Origin of the sequence: Lacinutrix sp. 5H-3-7-4, from assembly GCF_000211855.2 — a bacterium.
Taxonomy (GTDB): Bacteria; Bacteroidota; Bacteroidia; order Flavobacteriales; family Flavobacteriaceae; genus Lacinutrix.
Window position 1 is genome coordinate 763,203 of sequence record NC_015638.1, and the last position, 16,619, is coordinate 779,821.

A 16,619-nucleotide genomic window follows, 5' to 3' on the forward strand; every position below is an offset into this window, starting at 1 on the left:
AAAATATAATAATGAAAAATTTTAAAATTTTATTACTGTTAGTTATAGCTGTTATTGGCTTTAACTCTTGTCAAGAAGACGACGATTTAGTTTTCACTGCTGTCCCACAAGGTGATTTTACTTTTTCAAATTCATTTTTAGAGGAGTATGTTTTAACACCTGAAGCTTCTGGTAACATAGCAGAGCGTTTTACTTGGGACAATGCAAATTTTGATGTTCCTACAAATACAACATACGAATTACAAAGATCTTTTTCTGGAGATTTTTCAGATATGATTGTTGTAGAATCTACAGATGCTAATGAAATAGCAGTAACAATAGGACAAATGCTAACCTTTGCTGAAGAAGCAGGTCTAGACAATGACCCAGATACTGAAGATATATCAAATACAGGAGCTATTTCTTTTAGACTTAGAGCTTTTGTTGGAGATACAGGAAACGGCACAGAAAGTTTCTCTATGCCACAAACATTAAATATTGTTTTACCAGAAAGCACTGGAAATACTGGTGGTTCAGGAATTGAACCAGTAAGCTGGGGAATTGTAGGTTCTGGTTACAATAACTGGGGAGCTTATGAAGATCAAACTTTTTATTCTACTTCAGAGTCTAACGTTTTTGTAACATATGCTACATTACTTGATGGAGAAATAAAATTTAGAGAAAATGACGATTGGGCTAGTGATTTTGGAGATGATGGAGCAGATGGAACTTTAGATGCTGGTGGAGCAAATATTGTAGTAACTGCTGGTACATATAAAATTACAATGAATTTAAATGACAATACTTACACTATCGAACCATTTTCATGGGGAGTTGTAGGTTCTGGATACAATGATTGGGGAGCATCACCTGATGCAAAATTTTACTATGATTATGTAACAGATACATTTAAAGTTGGTGTGAGATTAGTTGATGGAGAAATAAAATTTAGACAAAACAACGAATGGACTACAGATTTTGGAGACTCTGGAGCAGATGGAACTTTAGATGCTGGCGGAGATAACATTGTTGTAACTGCAGGACATTATACTATTACTTTAGATTTTAATGCTAGTACATATACTATTGAAGCTGCAGATCTATACGGTATTGTTGGTTCTGGATATAATGATTGGGGAGCAACACAAGATTTTACTTTAACACCTTTAAGTAATGATATTTGGGTTGGAGATATAGTAAACCTTGTAGATGGAGAAATTAAATTTAGAGTTAATGATGCCTGGGATACAGATTTTGGAGATACTGGAGCAGATGGAACTTTAGATGCTGGTGGTGATAATATTGCAGTAACAGCAGGAAGCTATAGAGTAAAATTAGATATAGCTAATGGCACTTATGCTATAAACTAACAATACACATTATTCCTTATTCCTTAAACAAAAGGCTGCATTTATACGCTAATTGCAGCCTTTTTTATAAACTATTATTATGAAAAACAAATTACTTTTATTTTTTATACTTCTTAGCTACAGTGTTTTAGCTCAGCAACAGAATGTAAACTATACTATTTCTCCTAATGTTTTTGAAGAAAATGAAACCATAACAATTACAATAGAAGGCAACAGTATTAATGAAGCAACATGGAATATAACAAACAACGCCTTATACTTATGGGCTTGGTCTTTCGATTTAAATCTCGATAATATTCAAAACTGTCCTACAAATGGAGATTGGACAAATTCAAACGAAACAAATAAATTAACCTATAATAGCGGCAACGATACCTACACTATTTCTTTTGTACCAAGTACATTTTATAATAGAACAAGCATAGGTAGAATTGGTTTTCTAATTAAAGCAAAAGATGGTACTGGAGACAAAAAATCTCAAGACATATTAGCAGATGTAGGAGCTTTTCAAGTAATACAAAACGCACCAGAATCAAATTCAACTACAATTCTAAACTCTGGAGACAACTTAACTATAGATGCTCAAAACACTGGTGGCAATGCAAATTATACTTTAAGAGCAAATGGTATGGTTATAAATACTCAAACAAACATATCAACATACAATTATACAGATACAAATATTACTGAAAACAAAAATTACGAATTAGAAGTAAATCAAAATGGTAATATTGTTATTAACACATTCCAAACTATAGTAGATCCTGGAAATAATATTGCCGTGATGCCAACAGACTATCAAGATGGTATCACCTATTTAAGTGACACAGAAGCTGTTTTAGTTTTATATGCTACAGGTAAAGATTTTGTTTACGTTGCTGGTAGTTTTAATAATTGGCAGCCAGATTCTTCTTACGCCATGAAAAAAGATCCTACTAGAAATAATAAATTTTGGTTAGAACTTACAGGTTTAACTGCCAATCAAATTGAAACTTATCAATATTGGGTTGTAGACAAAACACCTGCAGTAAATTCACCAACATTAGTTAAAACTGCAGATCCTTATTCTACTTTAGTATTATCGCCTTTTGATGATCCATATATTCCAGCTAATACGTATCCAAACTTACCTGCATATCCTGCTGGCCAAGAAAGAGAAGTAACTGTATTACAAACAGGGCAAACACCATACGCTTGGCAGGTAACAAATTTTCAAAAACCTAAAAAAGAAGATTTAGTAATCTACGAGGTCTTAATAAGAGATTTTGATGCCGACAGAAATTTTCAAGATTTAATAGATAAAATAGATTATTTCAAAAACCTAAATATTAATGCTATTCAACTTATGCCTGTAATGGAATTTGAAGGAAACGAAAGTTGGGGATATAATACGTCTTTTCACATGGCATTAGATAAGTATTATGGCACAGAAGACAAGTTTAAAGAACTTGTAGATGTTTTTCACCAAAACGGAATTGCAGTTGTTTTAGATGTCGCTTTAAATCATGCCTTTGGTAGAAATCCAATGGTTCGTATGTGGATGAATGATCCAGATAATGATGGTTGGGGAGAACCAAGTAGTGAAAACCCATATTTTAATGAGGTAGCATTACACAGCTATAACGTAGGTTCAGATTTTGACCATTCTAACCCAAGAACTCAAGATTATGTAAAACGTGTAATTGAACACTGGATAAACAATTTTAATATAGATGGTTTCCGTTGGGATTTAACAAAAGGATTTACTCAACAATGTACTGCTAGTGACGAAGCCTGCACAAACGCATACCAGTCAGATCGTGTTGCTGTACTAAAAAGCTATGCAGATCATTCTTGGGCACAAGATGACACGCACTATGTAATTTTCGAACATTTAGGTGGTAATCAAGAAGAGAAAGAATGGGCAGACTATAGAGTTAATGAAAACAAAGGCATCATGCTTTGGGGAAAAATGACTAATAATTATAACCAATTAACAATGGGTTATAACTCAGATAATGATATTAGTGGCGTTGGTCACGAAAGTAGAAACTTTAACGAACCAAGATTAGTGGGTTATGCCGAAAGTCATGACGAAGAACGTTTAATGTACAAAAACTTACAATTTGGTAACCAAAGTAATACCGCTCACGATGTGCAAGATTTAAACACAGCATTATCAAGAATGTCTGCTTTAGGAGCTGTAACTTTAACTATTCCAGGACCAAAAATGATATGGCATTTTGGTGCTTTAGGAATGGAAAACTCCATTTTCACTTGTAATAATGGCACTGTAAACGAACCTGGAGATGCAGATGGAAGCGGAGATTGTAAATTAGACACAAAACCTCAACCACAGTGGACAAATAATTGGCTTGCAGATGCTAATAGAAATAAAATTTATAACGATTGGGCAAGAATAAATATTTTAAAAACCGAAGAAGCTGTTTTTGAAGGCGACTATTCTATAAACCAAACAGATAATAGTTTAACGCCAAAAATTTATATTTGGGATGATACATTACCAACTACAGAACTTAAAAACGTTGTAATTTTAGCAAATTTTGATGTAAGCAATCAAAATATTACACCTAACTTCCCATACACAGGAATTTGGTACGATTTAATGGATCCTACAGGAAACACAACCATTAATGTAACAAACGTTAATACACCAATACCTGTTGATGCTGGACAATTTAAAATGTATGGGAACCAAAATTCTCAAACACTATCTACAATAGATTATAATTTAAATAATGAATTAACACTATACCCTAATCCTGCAAACAACACATTTGCAATTAGTAAAAAAGCAACTGTTATAGAAATTTATAATATTTCTGGTAAACTTATAAAACGCTTTAAAGGTGATTTTATTGAGAACACATCATTTAGTATTAGTGATATTACTCAAGGTATTTACATTGTAAAAACCCAAAATAATTTAGGAGCAACTTCTACCACTAAACTTATAAAGTTGTAAACTATTTTATTTCAGATAACCTCTGAAACTTTAAAAGCCACTCAAATGAGTGGCTTTTTTTATAGAAAAAAAACAAGATTAACAACCTCTATTTCAACAATATAATCGCATAAAACAAAAAATCCCAATACAATTAAGTATCAGGATTTTGTTGTTGGCCCACTAGGGCTCGAACCTAGACTCTTCGGTACCAAAAACCGACGTGTTGCCAGTTACACCATAGGCCAGTGTTTCTAACAGGTTGCAAATTTAAAACAAAGTTTTATTTGAGCAAACATTTTATAGAAAAAAATATAAAAAATATAATCTTTGTTTTAAAACACCGTTAATGGTAATGATATTAAGTAACAAATAGAATATTAACTTTCTCTTTGTATTATTATATATTTATTGTTTTAATATTACATCTAAAATTTAATAGCTACTATTTAAGCTGCTATAGGCTTAATTGTTATGCTCATTTCATATTTATTAGTAAATTCGCCATAGTATATAATTTATCTTGTTTATGACATCAATTAACTTAAAAAAATGGAACAACATATTAGGTTGGTTCGCTTTTTTTATTGCACTTCTAACATATAGCTTAACAGTAGAACCCACAGTAAGTTATTGGGATGCCGGAGAATACATTTTAACTTCAGCTAAATTACAAGTTGGACACCCACCAGGAGCACCATTATTTCAAATGCTTGGTGCATTTTTCTCAACTTTTGCTATAGAACCACAATATGTAGGTTTAATGCTTAATATGGTTAGTGCTGTTTCTAGTGCATTTACCATATTATTTATGTTTTGGAGTATTTCGCTATTACTACAAAAAATCGTTGGAGAGCAAGATTTAACAAATAGCAAAATTCAAGGTATTCTTGCTAGTGCTTTTGTTGGTAGTTTAGCATTTACTTTTACAGATTCATTTTGGTTTAATGCTGTAGAAACAGAAGTTTATGCCATGGCAACCCTAATAATGGCCATACTTTTTTATCTAGGCTTACGTTGGGAAAGAGACATGAATAATCCTCGAGGCAATCGCTGGCTTATTTTAATTGCATTTGTAATTGGTCTATCTTTTGGTGTGCACTTTATGGGATTACTTACCATTCCTGCATTAGGTCTTATATACTTTTTTAAAAATTACAAAAAAGTAACAATTATAAACTTTATAGTTGCTAACGTTGTTTCGGTAGCTATATTATTATTTATATTTAAACTGTTAGCTCCAAATATACTTAGGTTTTTTAGTGCTCTAGAAATTTTCTTTGTAAACACTATTGGCTTACCATTTAACTCAGGATCTATAATCGCTGGTTTAATTCTAGTTGCTGTAATATATTTTAGCCTTAACTATACACAAAAGAAAGGCTATAAACATTTAAATACAGGCATACTTTGTATAACATTTGTAGTAATAGGTTTCTCTTCTTGGTTAATGCTCCCTATTAGAGCCAATGCTAATGTAGTTATTAATGAAAATAATCCTTCTAGTGCAAGAGAACTTCTTGCCTACTACAACTTAGAGCAATATCCTGAAACACATTTATTTTATGGCCCGCTATTTACAGACCAATACTCTGGTTTAGATGAAGATAAACCATATGTAGATGACAAACCTAAATACGAAAAAGATGAAGCCTTGGGCAAATATGTTATTGTTAACGATTATAAAAACGCTAAACAAAACTATAATAGTGACCAAGCAGCAATATTACCTAGAATGTGGAGTGGCGAAAATGCCGAAAACTACATGCTATTTTCTGGTTTTTTAGATTTTAGCTTAAAAGAAGAATATATTGTAGACCCATTTACTGAAAATAAAATTGCCGATTTTATTTCAAAATACCAAAACAACCAACTCACTGAAAGTGAATATGATGGTTTTATGGCACAGTATGGTGATAAATTAAACTTATATTTAAATCAAGGAACTCAAAAAGATATTGCTTTAATAAATCAATTTAAAAATGAAGTTGTTAAAGGTAATGTAGATTATGAAGGCTATCATAACTTCCTAAAAACTTACGGGCAACAATATTTAGATATTAAAAAACCATCATTAGGAAGTAATATTGCATACTTACTTGAATACCAATTAGGTTATATGTATTGGCGTTATTTTATGTGGAATTTTACAGGACGCCAAGACGATATTCAAGGAGAATATAACAACCATGGTAACTGGATAAGCGGTATAAAAGCTTTTGATGCATGGCATTTAGGACAGTCTCAAGATAATTTACCTAGCGATGTAGAAAATAATAAAGCAAGAAACACCTATTACTTTTTGCCTTTAATTTTAGGACTAATAGGCTTATTCTTTATTTTTAATAAAGACAAAAAACTCTTTTGGGTATTACTTGTATTTTTCCTGTTTACAGGTTTAGCAATACAAGTTTATACCAATGTTAGACCTTTTGAGCCTCGTGAAAGAGATTACTCTGTCGTAGGTTCATTTTATGTATTTGCAATTTGGATTGGTTTTGGCGTTTATGCTATTTTCGACATGCTTAAAACCAAAATAAAAAACAGCATGCTCGCTCCTGCTGTTGGTTTAGTATGCTTAATTCTAGTACCTGGAATTTTAGCAGCAAATAACTGGGACGACCATGATAGGTCTAACAAGTACACAGCATTATCAATGGCAAAAAAATATTTAGACTCTTGTGCAGAAAATGCCATACTATTTTCAATAGGAGATAACGATACATTTGCACTTTGGTATGCACAGGAAATAGAAAATTATAGAACCGATGTACGTGTAGTTAATACCAGTTTATTTCAAACCGATTGGTATATAGACCAAATGAAACGTAAAGCCTATGAAAGCGACCCAGTACCTTCTCAATTAACTCATGACCAATACAAGTACGGTACACGAGATTATATCATGAAACGTACTAATTATTACGACCCTAAAACTGAAGAGTACAAACCTACTTTTAGCAGAGACACGCTTTCTATTAAAGAATTTTTAGATTTTGTTTCAAGCGACAACCCTAAAACTAAATTTAAACGTATAATTCAATTGCAAGGCGAAGATCCACAACAATACCCATCGCAATTACTAAACACAAACTATTTTCCGGTAGAAAATATTCGAGTTCCGGTTAATAAAAATGAAGTTTTAAGTAATGGCCTTGTAAAAGAAAAGGATGCAGATCAAATTGTAGATTATATAGACATTAAAATTAAAGAAAGTGCCATATACAAGCAACGTTTATTAATGTTAGACATTGTTGGTAACAACAACTGGGAAAGACCAATTTACTTTACTGGTGGAGCTTTTGGAGATGATGATTACATCTGGATGAAAGACTATTTACAACTAGATGGTATGTGTTATAAATTAGTACCTATTAAAACACCTGTTGAACGTGCAAATCCATTTGATATGGGTCGTGTAGATAGTGATTTAATGTACAATAAAGTTAAAAATTGGGATTGGGGAAATAGCGGTAGTGAAAACATTTACCATGATCCTGAAACACGTAAAAACTCAATAACATATAGAGGTAACTTAGCACGTTTAATGGAAACTTTAATAAACGAAAAACAGTTAGAAAAGGCTGAAGAAGTAGCAGATATAGCTATGGAAAATATGCCTGTAAACTACTACGGTTACTACACGCTTTTAGAGCCTTATATTAGCGGTTATTATGAAGTTGATGCAAAAGAAAAAGCCAGACAACTTTTTAAAGATGTTGCTGTTAAATATCAAGAAAACTTAAAATATTATAGTGAGTTAACCAGAGAAAATCAGCTTAAAAACGGTGAAAATATCATTACAGACTTAGAACGCTATAGAGCTTTAATTATAGTATTAGTAGAGTATGATGAAGACTTTGCAGAGGAAGAGTTTAAAACGTTTCAATATCACGAAGAATTATTTAGCGATTTAATGCCTAGCGAACAGCCAATAAGACAGCCACAAATTAGAGAAGAACGCGATATTAATAGAGATAGTAGCATTCCTAATTTAGCTCCACAAACAACCGAAGAGTAGTTTATGAGATTTGTTCCTGTAAAAATACCAAGAGTAATAAAACGAATTTTCCCAAACTATGTTTGGGATTTTTCGTCTAATAGCAAAACGCTATACCTTACTTTTGATGATGGGCCAACACCAGAAATCACACAGTGGACATTAAACATTCTCGAAAAATACAATGCAAAAGCCACCTTTTTTTGCATAGGAAATAATGTTGCAAAACATCCAGAGATTTTTCAATCGGTTTTAAATAAAGGCCACGCTGTTGGCAACCATACCCAGGATCATGTTAAAGGATGGAAAACAGATACTAATACCTATATAAATAATACGTTACAAGCCGAAACTATTATTAATAATGCATTAAAAACAAGTGGTAAAAAAGTAAAACTATTTCGCCCGCCTTTTGGACAAATAAAAAAAAGTCAAGGCAAAAAAATAATTAATCTTGGTTATAAAATTATAATGTGGAGCGTTATAACTTTTGATTGGGAAAAAGAAATAAGTAAAGAAACATGTTTAAAAAATGCCATTTCTAAAACTAAAAACGGAAACATTATAGTATTTCACGACAGTATAAAAGCATCAAAAAACATGATGTACGCTTTACCAAAGTTTTTAGAGCACTTTAGCAAACAAGGCTATCAATTTAAAGCTATTAATTTTTAGAAATAAGATTGTACAAGTGCTATTAAAGTATTTGCATCTTGTTCTCCACTCTGTCGCCATTTCATTTCACCATCTTTATAAATAATAAGTGTTGGTAAACCTTTTACACGTAAAGCTTCAGAAAGTTCTTTGTTTTTTTCAACATCAATTTTAATAACTTTTGCTTTGTCGCCAAGTGCAGCTGCTACATCTCTTAACACTGGATGCATTGCTGTTGACTGCTCATTCCATTCTGTAAAAAAGTCTAATAAGACTGGAATATTTACATCTATTAATTCTCCAAATTTTGACATTTCTTAAACCTTCTATTTAAAGTTTGTTATACAAATATAACATTTCCACTAAATTAAGCATTATTTACACCCTTTTTAAGCTCGATTACAGTAATTTCTGGCCAAATCCCTATTCTACCAGGAAAGGCAAGATAACCAAAGCCTCTGTTTACGTTTAAATACTTACCTGCTACTTCGTACATTCCTGCCCATTTTGGGTAACGGTATTTTACAGGACTCCATTTTATACCTAAAGATGGTACTTCTATACCAAACTGCATACCATGTGTATGGCCTGCTAAGGTTAAATGAATGTGCTTTTCAAAATTAACTATATTAGTTTCGTTTGTTACAATATCATGATTATTTATATCGTCTTTATTTACTTCCATTTTATCAAAATCAAAATGCGAAGGATCATGAGACATTAATATATTAAATTCATTGTCTCCAATGGTTTTAGTCGTTTCTTTTAAGCTTCCGCGTTTTGGAAAATGACGAGATGCTCCCCAGTTTTCAACACCAAGTAAATTTATTTTTTGACCATTTCGCTCTATCTGGCGGTTGTCATTCATTAGTAAATCGAAACCAATTTTTTTATGAATCTCTTCTAATTCCCTTTGGTTTTTTGCATTTAAATCTGCATCTCCACCATAGGCGTAATACCCATAATCATGATTACCTAAAACTGCATATTTTCCATCTTTTGCTTTTAATTTTGCAAAAACATCTACCCATTTATTCATTTCTGCAGCTTTTGTATTTACAATATCTCCAGTAAATAAAATAGTATCACTTTCTTGCTCATTAATTAAATCAATACCATATTCTATTTTCTCTCTGTTTTCTAAACTTCCAGAATGCACATCACTTATTTGTGTTATTTTATAACCATCAAACGCTTCTGGCAAATCTTCAAAATAGAGTACATGTTTAACAACTTGGTAATTATACTTTCCTCTGTAAATCCCATAAATAAAAGAACTCAAAGGAATTGCTGCTAAGCCTAAAGCTATTTTAGAAACAAAACCTCTTCTACTAGTAGAATAAGCAACAGTATCTGCATCAGAATTTGCTGTTTTATTAAGTATAGTAAGAACAAAACGCACAATATCTTCACCAAACATAAATAGTACTAAAATTAGTTTTGGTACAAATAAAGTAACTAAAAAAGCAACTGCATAACCATGGCCATGAGTAAAACTTTCGCCTCTAACAAAATTGGCATAGTAATAAACAAAGTTACCTACAACATAAGTACTCGCTAACCAATATATAACATAAATCCAATAACTTTTTGTGAGTGTTCTAATGGTTTGAAAAGCATACAAATCGAACGCAAATACCAGTAAAACAAGAATAATCCAACGGAGCATAAACTTAATTTTAACACAAATATATTAATAGTTACTACTAGTTTTTCTTACTAAATTGTTAAACGTTTTGATTTTTAATTCTTTAAACAGCATTTAATGTAAAACACTGTACAAAAACAACTTGTTTTAGGAGTTTTAACAATAAAAGCAACAGCCTGCTCTATCCTATTAGTAATTCCTATTAATACATTTCACTATATTTAGACCTATTAAATTATCCAACCCGTTTTAATGAAATATAATATCATATTCCTATTTAGTTTTTTACTTCTACTTACGCAATGCAAAGAAGATAACAAACAAGAAAAATCTATAAAAAACAAACCTTTAATTGCTTACGTAAACCCATTTATTGGTACTGGTGGTCATGGCCATACTTATCCTGGTGCAACAATGCCTTTTGGCATGATGCAACTTAGCCCAGATACACGTTTAGATGGTTGGGATGGTTGCTCTGGTTACCATTATAGTGACAACGAAATTTATGGCTTTTCGCATACGCATTTAAGCGGTACAGGTGTTAGTGATTATGGCGATATTTTAATAATGCCTACTAACGAGCAAGTTTTTAATAATGGTGCAGATGGCAAAAAAGGATATAAATCTAAGTTTTCTCACGATAATGAAATAGCAGAACCAGGATATTACAAAGTACATTTAGACGATACAGATATAAATGTTGAACTCACCGTTTCTAAACGCAGCGGCATACATAAATATCAATTTCCATCTCCTAATAACCAATACGCTATTGTAGATTTAACACATAGAGATAAAGTTTTAGACGCGAAAATTGAAAAAATATCTGATACCGAAATTGTAGGCTATCGTTTTTCTGAAGCTTGGGCAACAGACCAACGTTTATACTTTGTAATAAAAACATCTCATGCATTTAATGATGTTTTACAATCGCCTCCAAAAACAGGAATGCCTGGAGCGCAAAAAATCGCACTAAACTTTATAAACCCAAACAATGAGCCTGTTTATGTAAAAGTTGGAATTTCGGCAGTAGATATTGAAGGTGCAAAAGAAAATCTAAAAGCTGAAATTGGTAATCAAACATTTAACCAAGTAAAAAAAACAGCTCAAGATTTCTGGGAAAAACAATTACAAAAAATAGTTGTAGAAAGTGATAATAAAGACTATAAAACTAACTTTTACACGTCTATGTATCATGTTGCTTTAGCGCCAAATTTATATCAAGATGTTACAGGCAACTACCGTGGCATGGATATGGAAATTCACAAATCTGTAGGTTTCGATTATTACACTGTGTTCTCTCTTTGGGATACCTATCGTGCTGCACATCCATTATACACTATAATTGAACAGGATAGAACTAACGACTTCATAAACACCTTTTTAGCAAAATATAACGAAGGCGGCATTATGCCTATTTGGGATTTAAGCGCCAATTATACCGGTTGCATGATTGGCTATCATGCGGTTCCTGTAATTGCCGACGCTTACCTAAAAGGTATTCGTGATTACGACCATAACTTAGCTTTAGAAGCCATGCTACATAGTGCCACACGTGATAAATTAGGTTTAAAAAGCTACAAAACGTTTGGGTATATTCCTGTAGAAGAAGAAAGCGAATCGGTATCAAAAACCTTAGAATATGCTTACGATGATTGGTCTATTGCACAAATGGCAAAAGCCATGAATAAAACCGAAGTTTTTAAAAACTATACCCAAAGAGCTCAAAACTATAAAAACGTTTTCGATCCAGAAACGCAATTCATGCGTGGTCGTTTTCGTAACACTTGGTTCGCTCCTTTCGATCCCTACGAAGTAAATTTTAATTATACCGAAGCTAACGCATGGCAATATAGTTTTTATGTACCACAAGATATTTCTGGCTTCATAAATTTATTAGACGGCAAGCAAAACCTAGAAAAAAATCTTGATAAATTATTTGTTGCTACAAACGAAACTTCTGGCAGGCATCAAAAAGATATTACAGGATTAATTGGTCAATACGCTCATGGTAACGAGCCTAGTCATCACATGGCTTACCTTTATAATTTTGTAAATAAACCACATAAAACACAAGAAAAAGTCCACCAAATATTAACCGAGTTATATACCAATACTCCAGATGGTATTTCTGGCAACGAAGATTGCGGTCAAATGAGCGCTTGGTACATATTTAGTTCAATAGGTTTCTATCCAGTTACTCCAGGAAGCAATCAATACATAATAGGAACACCCTTATTTAAAAACGCAACTTTTAATTTAGAAAATGGTAAAACCTTTACGGTTTCAGCTACTAATTTAAGCGACACCAATAAATATATAGCATCAGCCAGTTTAAACGGAAAACCGTTACAACAATCATTTATTACACATCAAGATATAATGAATGGCGGAACGCTTCATTTTAAAATGACAAACTCACCATCAAATTGGGCAACAAAAGATTCCGAAATTCCAGAAACAAAAATCGAAGAACACCTTATTGTAACACCACCGTTTATTGCAAAAGGCGATACGGCTTTTAAAGGCGAAACCGAAGTTGTGCTTAAAAGTAACACCAAAAATGCTATTATTTATTATTCTGAAAATAATTCAGAATTTAAAAAATACACAAAACCATTTAGTATTTCTGAAGCATTAAAACTAAATGTTTATGCAGAATTAAATGCAAAGAAAAGCAAAACAATTACTACCCATTTTTTTAAAATAGATCCTAATCTTTCAGTAACCTTAAAAACCAAATATGCTAACCAGTATAATGGCGGCGGAAACAATGCGTTAATAGATGGTATACTTGGGACTCAAGATTTTAGAACAGGTACTTGGCAAGGCTATTTTAACGAAGACTTAGTGGCTATAGTTGATTTAGGCTCAGAACAATTGGTAAACTTAGTTAAGATTAATTTTTTACAAGACCAACGCTCTTGGATTTTTTATCCTACAAAAGTAGAATGTTATGGCTCTAAAGACGGTATTAACTTTACTAAAATTGACGATATTAGAGAGCCATTAAAGTTAACTCCTCAAGAAGAGGTTTCTTTGTGGACTGCATATTTCAAACTAGTGCCAAAAAAGTACCAATACATAAAAATTGTTGCAAAAAAACTAGGCGATCTTCCTAAATGGCATTTAGGTAGTAAACACGATGGTAAAAGCTGGTTATTTGCAGACGAGATTATAATAAAATAATCAGGATAAAAAAGGACAATACAAGTTATTAGCAATTTTAAAAGCTAATTTTAATTACATTTAGGCAACTAATTAACTAAAACATGACAAGTCAAAACAACAAATCTGCTTTAACCACTTTGGTTACAGTCTTCTTTTTTTGGGGATTTATAGCAGCATCTAACGGTGTGTTTATTCCGTTTTGTAAAACGTATTTTAATATCGATCAATTTCAATCTCAATTAGTCGATTTTGCATTTTATGGCGCTTATTATATAGGTGCATTAGCATTATTTATAATTTCCAGCGCAGTAAAAAAAGATATTTTAAATAAATGGGGTTATAAAAACGGGATTATTTATGGGTTGTTACTTTCTGCTGTTGGCGCCTTTATAATGTATCCTGCAACTGTTGGAGCAGAACAAGGTCAAACTGCTGTTTTCTACCTTGTTCTTTTTGCTTTATTTATAGTAGGCTTAGGGTTTTCTTTACAGCAAACAACAGCAAATCCATTTGCTATTGCACTTGGTGATCCGGCTACAGGTTCTCACAGATTAAATCTTGCTGGAGGAATTAATTCTTTTGGAACAACCATTGGACCTGTAGTTGTTGCTCTTGTAATTTTTGGTACCGCATCAGTAAGTCCAGAAGAACTGGTTAACATGATTAAAAATAATGAAATCACATTAAGTACTGTACAAATGCTATACTTAGGCGTTGGTTTTTTATTTTTATTAGCTGCAGCGTTATTCTATTTTTCAAAAAAATTGCCTGCTTTAAAATCAGACACTGTATTTGAACCAGCTAATAAAGCAAGAAATTTACTTATAATTTTAACCGTAGTTATAGTAGCTTGTTTTGGCTATATTTTTAGCACCTATTCTGGTGAAACAGTAGTTTCAGAAACTCTAGAAAACACACGTTTAATATTATTATTTGTAGCCTTATTTGCTGTAGTCGCTTCTGTATTTATAGCAAACTCTAGTGCTTCAAAAAATGCCGTTGGTTGGGGAGCGATGAAGTATCCTCAATTGGTTTTAGGCATGTTAGCTATCTTTTGTTACGTTGGTGTAGAAGTCACAATTCAAAGTAATTTAGGCGAGCTTTTAAAACAAGTTGCAGATAAAGTCGCAAACTTAAATCCGTTAGGATTACCAATTTTAAACGATGCACAAATCGCACCATTTATTTCACTTTATTGGGGCGGATTAATGATTGGGCGTTGGGTTGGTGCTATTACTGTATTTAACCCAAGTAAAGGTTTAAAAAAGTGGTTGTTAATAATTGTACCTTACTTAGCCTTTGGCGTAATATTATTGGTTAATTATGGTAAATATTCTAGTGACCAAATTTTATTTTTCTGTGTATGTATTGCAGTACAAATAGCAGGTTTCTTTATGGCAAAAGACAATCCTGTAAACACATTAAAAATCTTTGCTTCACTAGGTGTTTTAGGCATGCTAATTGGCTTATTTACAACTGGTAACTTAGCCTTGTTTGCCTTTTTATCTGGTGGTTTATTTTGTTCAATTATGTGGCCTTGTATATTTACTTTAAGTATTGCTGGTTTAGGAAAATATACTTCTCAAGGTTCTGCTTTTTTAATCATGATGATTCTTGGCGGTGCAATTATTCCTCCGTTACAAGGAAAAATTGCCGATATTTTTACTATTCAGTCTTCATATTGGATTGCTGTAATGTGTTTTGCTTACTTACTATTTTATGCCTTTAGAACAAAAACAGTTTTAGACAAACAAGGTGTAAAATATTAATCATTCAATATCTAAGAATAAATTACACACTTAAATGAAACGTAGAAAATTTCTTAAAAATGCAACTTTATCCACTGCTGGTTTAGCTGTTGGAGCCACAATAGTAAATTGTACCAACGATAAAAAAACGCCAACAACACCTGTAACAAAAACAACACAAAAAGCCACTTTACCTCTTGTAGTTGCAACGTGGAATTATCCTAATGCAACAGCAGCTGCTTACAAGGTTTTAAAAAATGGAGGCACAGCGTTAGACGCTGTTGAAGCTGGATGTAAAATTGAAGAAGCAGATATCAATAATCAAACCGTTGGAAAAGGCGGATTACCAGATCGCGAAGGCAATGTAACTTTAGATGCTTGTATTATGGACAAAAATGGCAATTGTGGTGCTGTAGTCTATCTTCAAAATATCACTCACGCTATTACTGTAGCACGACATGTAATGGAAAACACGCCACATGTTATGCTTGCAGGAGTTGGCGCAGAACAATTTGCTTACGAAATAGGTTTAAAAAAAGAGAATTTACTTACCAACGCTTCAAAAAAAGCTTGGGAAAAATGGAAAATAGAATCTAAATACAAACCTATTATAAATATTGAAAACCATGATACTATTGGCATGCTTGCTATAGATAAAAATGGTGATATTTCTGGAGCTTGTAGCACAAGTGGACTTGCATATAAAATGGCAGGTCGTGTTGGCGATTCGCCAATAATTGGCGCAGGCTTATTTGTAGATAACGAAATTGGAGCTTGTGTAGCAACTGGCTTAGGTGAAGAAGTCGTTAAAACCGTTGGTAGCTTTTTAGTAGTAGAACTTATGCGCCAAGGCAAATCGCCACAAGACGCTTGCGAAGAAGCCATAAAACGTATTGTAAATAAACCAAATAGCGATTTTAAAAATTTTCAAGTTGGTTATATTGCTGTAAATAAGCAAGGAGAAACAGGCAGTTTCTCTATACATCAATGGTTTAGCATGACTAAATTTCAAGATGGAAAGAATGAAAATATTCAATCTCAATTTATTGTAAAAGCATAAAAAAGTATTGTTGACAAGTTATTCTGTTTAAAAACGATAAGTTTC

General features: G+C 32.4%; 9 protein-coding genes and 1 tRNA gene. 7 read left to right on the forward strand and 3 right to left on the reverse strand.

The genetic code is table 11. The annotated features are described in order from the left end of the window. The first annotated feature begins 11 nt into the window (after positions 1-11). Both LACAL_RS03430 and LACAL_RS03435 read left to right on the forward strand, forming a co-directional pair. Complete coding sequence (locus LACAL_RS03430; protein ID WP_013869307.1) at positions 12-1,349, forward strand: SusE domain-containing protein; 1,338 nt, start codon at positions 12-14, stop codon at positions 1,347-1,349. 79 nt (positions 1,350-1,428) lie between these two features. Next, entirely contained in the window at positions 1,429-4,314 is a 2,886-nt protein-coding gene (locus LACAL_RS03435; RefSeq protein ID WP_013869308.1) for an alpha-amylase family glycosyl hydrolase, read from the forward strand. Between the two features lie 154 nt (positions 4,315-4,468). Here the strand turns inward: LACAL_RS03435 and LACAL_RS03440 are convergent. Continuing rightward, positions 4,469-4,541 (reverse strand) — tRNA-Gln (locus LACAL_RS03440). A gap of 281 nt (positions 4,542-4,822) precedes the next feature. On the opposite strand from LACAL_RS03440, the gene LACAL_RS03445 reads away from it, so the two are divergent. Together LACAL_RS03445 and LACAL_RS03450 are read left to right on the forward strand one after the other, a co-directional pair. Beyond that, positions 4,823-8,314 carry a DUF2723 domain-containing protein gene (locus LACAL_RS03445; protein ID WP_013869309.1) on the forward strand — a complete coding sequence of 1,164 codons (3,492 nt, stop codon included), beginning with the start codon at positions 4,823-4,825 and terminating at the stop codon, positions 8,312-8,314. A 3-nt stretch (positions 8,315-8,317) separates the two neighbouring features. Then, a complete protein-coding gene (locus LACAL_RS03450; RefSeq protein ID WP_013869310.1) occupies positions 8,318-8,968 on the forward strand; it encodes a polysaccharide deacetylase family protein in 651 nt (216 codons plus the stop codon). Here the strand turns inward: LACAL_RS03450 and LACAL_RS03455 are convergent. Further along, positions 8,965-9,261: a co-chaperone YbbN gene (locus LACAL_RS03455; protein WP_013869311.1), complete on the reverse strand. Its 297-nt coding sequence runs from the start codon at positions 9,259-9,261 to the stop codon at positions 8,965-8,967. The genes LACAL_RS03450 and LACAL_RS03455 overlap by 4 nt on opposite strands. Positions 9,262-9,314: 53 nt before the next feature. Further along, the gene (locus LACAL_RS03460; protein ID WP_013869312.1) at positions 9,315-10,616 is read right to left on the reverse strand and encodes a metallophosphoesterase; all 1,302 of its coding nucleotides are present in this window, start codon (positions 10,614-10,616) and stop codon (positions 9,315-9,317) included. 231 nt (positions 10,617-10,847) lie between these two features. Between LACAL_RS03460 and LACAL_RS03465 the strand changes: the two genes are divergently transcribed. The 3 genes from LACAL_RS03465 to LACAL_RS03475 all read left to right on the forward strand — a co-directional run bounded on the left by LACAL_RS03465 (position 10,848) and on the right by LACAL_RS03475 (position 16,574). Continuing rightward, positions 10,848-13,784: a GH92 family glycosyl hydrolase gene (locus LACAL_RS03465; RefSeq protein WP_013869313.1), complete on the forward strand. Its 2,937-nt coding sequence runs from the start codon at positions 10,848-10,850 to the stop codon at positions 13,782-13,784. Between the two features lie 83 nt (positions 13,785-13,867). Then, a complete protein-coding gene (locus tag LACAL_RS03470) occupies positions 13,868-15,535 on the forward strand; it encodes a glucose transporter (protein ID WP_013869314.1) in 1,668 nt (555 codons plus the stop codon). Between the two features lie 34 nt (positions 15,536-15,569). After that, entirely contained in the window at positions 15,570-16,574 is a 1,005-nt protein-coding gene (locus tag LACAL_RS03475) for an isoaspartyl peptidase/L-asparaginase family protein (protein ID WP_013869315.1), read from the forward strand. The last annotated feature ends 45 nt before the right edge of the window (positions 16,575-16,619 follow it).

Coding starts and splice junctions, on each gene's coding strand:
- LACAL_RS03475 (WP_013869315.1), top strand. CDS start 15,570: ATGAAACGTAGAAAATTTCTTAAAAATGCAACTTTATCCACTGCTGGT.
- LACAL_RS03465 (WP_013869313.1), top strand. CDS start 10,848: ATGAAATATAATATCATATTCCTATTTAGTTTTTTACTTCTACTTACG.
- LACAL_RS03470 (WP_013869314.1), top strand. CDS start 13,868: ATGACAAGTCAAAACAACAAATCTGCTTTAACCACTTTGGTTACAGTC.
- LACAL_RS03455 (WP_013869311.1), bottom strand. CDS start 9,261: ATGTCAAAATTTGGAGAATTAATAGATGTAAATATTCCAGTCTTATTA.
- LACAL_RS03460 (WP_013869312.1), bottom strand. CDS start 10,616: ATGCTCCGTTGGATTATTCTTGTTTTACTGGTATTTGCGTTCGATTTG.
- LACAL_RS03445 (WP_013869309.1), top strand. CDS start 4,823: ATGACATCAATTAACTTAAAAAAATGGAACAACATATTAGGTTGGTTC.
- LACAL_RS03450 (WP_013869310.1), top strand. CDS start 8,318: ATGAGATTTGTTCCTGTAAAAATACCAAGAGTAATAAAACGAATTTTC.
- LACAL_RS03430 (WP_013869307.1), top strand. CDS start 12: ATGAAAAATTTTAAAATTTTATTACTGTTAGTTATAGCTGTTATTGGC.
- LACAL_RS03435 (WP_013869308.1), top strand. CDS start 1,429: ATGAAAAACAAATTACTTTTATTTTTTATACTTCTTAGCTACAGTGTT.